1 protein-coding gene is annotated in these 1,531 nt (G+C 40.5%); it reads left to right on the top strand.

Annotated features, from left to right (window positions below):
- Window positions 1-112 precede the first annotated feature (112 nt).
- On the top strand, window positions 113-1,279 hold the full coding sequence (locus PCY12_RS10270) for an IS30 family transposase (RefSeq protein WP_301352822.1): 1,167 nt from the start codon (window positions 113-115) through the stop codon (window positions 1,277-1,279).
- Window positions 1,280-1,531: the final 252 nt, after the last annotated feature.

Genomic DNA, 1,531 nt, shown 5'->3' with positions numbered 1-1,531 from the left:
CGTAACTTCTCAAAGTAATTTCCACTTGCCTAATCAAAGTGGAAATTAGTCTAAAACGGATTTTTATGGTGGAATTAAGTGTGAGACGTTTGAGTTAGAAATGAGGTCTACTATGACAAAACATAAACATCTTACCCTTTCAGACCGTAATGATATCCAACTGGGCTTAGAGCGCGGTGAAACCTTCAAAGCTATTGGACAATCCATTCTAAAAGACCCAACTACTGTATCCAAAGAAGTCAAACGAAACAGACAAGTCCGAGAGTCTACATGCCATAACCTTCCTTGCTCTCTACTCGACAAAGCTCCCTTTGTCTGTAACGGATGCCCTAAAAGAAGACAAAATTGTGGATTTAAAAAAATTTTCTACCTCGCTAAGCAAGCTCAAAAACAATACGAACAAACTCTTGTCGAAGCTCGTGAAGGAACTCCCCTCAATTCCAAGACCTTCTGGGAAATGGACAAAGTCATTTCTGATGGGGTTAAAAAGGGACAACACATCTATCATATCCTCAAAACTCATAACCTTGATGTCAGCTCCTCAACTGTCTATCGGCACATCCGAAAAGGATACCTATCTATCGCTCCTATTGACCTAGCCAGAGCCGTTAAATTCAAAGAAAGACGGAAAAGTAAGCTACCTTCCATCCCTAAAGAAGCTAAAAAAGGCCGTTCCTATGAGGATTTCCAAAACTATTTAGCACTGAATCAACTAGACTCTTGGCTGGAAATGGACACCGTTATGGGCAGGATAGGAGGTAAAGTCCTACTCACCTTCAATTTATCTTTCTGTAACTTTATCTTCGCTAGGCTTCTGGATAATAAAACTGCCCTTGAGGTTACCAAACACCTCTATGACATCAAGAACACTCTTCACCAAGCTGACAAAGATTTCTTCCAACTCTTCCCTGTCATCCTGACAGATAATGGTGGAGAGTTTGCTAGAGTTGATGATATCGAAATGGATGTTCAAGGAGAGAGTAAACTCTTCTTTTGTGACCCTAATCGCTCTGACCAGAAAGGGAGAATTGAGAAAAATCACACGCTGATTCGCGATATCCTTCCTAAGGGAACTTCTTTTGACAACTTAACTCAAGAGGATATTAATCTCGTTTGTTCTCATGTCAACAGTGTCAAACGCGCTGCTTTGAATGGAAAGTCAGCCTATGAACTCTTTGCTTTTACTTACGGAGAAGAAATTCCTAAGCTTCTCGGCATTTCTAAAATACCTGAAGAAGACGTCTGCCAGTCGTCTACATTACTCCAACATAAGTTCTAAAAACTAACCTTTAACCGCATTCAAACGTCTCACACTAACTTCCACCATAGCGGAACTTAATCTGAAACGCTTTCAGATGAGGGGATTTTGTGAGCTCTTTTTTTCGATTCCTTTCGGCTACAAAAGCGATGAAATCAAGCATGATTAAAACCAGCGGAACTTACCCTGACACGGATTTCCACTGGTTTTTACGATTTTTATCAGACTAACTTCCACTTGGATTAGCGGTGGAAGTTAGTTTGGGAATTTACC

It is taken from the genome of Streptococcus sp. SPS1 (genome assembly GCF_030439915.1).
Classification (GTDB): Bacteria; Bacillota; Bacilli; order Lactobacillales; family Streptococcaceae; genus Streptococcus.
Note: the sequence above shows the minus strand (reverse complement) of the source record. Positions and strands in the feature narration are given on the sequence as shown.